Origin of the sequence: Psychrobacter sp. TB20-MNA-CIBAN-0197, from assembly GCF_040309765.1 — a bacterium.
In the GTDB taxonomy this organism is placed as follows: domain Bacteria; phylum Pseudomonadota; class Gammaproteobacteria; order Pseudomonadales; family Moraxellaceae; genus Psychrobacter; species Psychrobacter submarinus.
Genome location: NZ_JBEOPC010000875.1, coordinates 1 through 259 on the forward strand (window position 1 = coordinate 1; position 259 = coordinate 259).

Below are 259 nucleotides of genomic sequence, written 5' to 3' on the forward strand. Positions count from 1 at the left end.
ACTGCTTGCTCAATATCAGCATCTGCTGCAACGATAAAGGCATCTGAACCCCCAAGCTCTAAAACGACCTTTTTAAGGGCGCCGCCTGCTATTTTAGCAACTGCTTGTCCTGCACGCTCAGAACCTGTTAATGAGATGCCTTGTATTCTGCTGTCTTCGATGATAGTTGCGGCTTGATCATTGGTAGCAAATACATTGTTATATACGCCATCTGGTAAACCGGCATCTTTAAGAATTTCGACAATTACTTCTGCCGTTT

General features: G+C 44.0%; 1 protein-coding gene. It reads right to left on the minus strand.

Annotated elements, in window-relative coordinates; all coding sequences use genetic code 11:
- A partial coding sequence (locus AAEY83_RS16360) for an aldehyde dehydrogenase family protein (protein WP_351060724.1) occupies positions 1-259 on the minus strand: 259 nt, incomplete at both ends.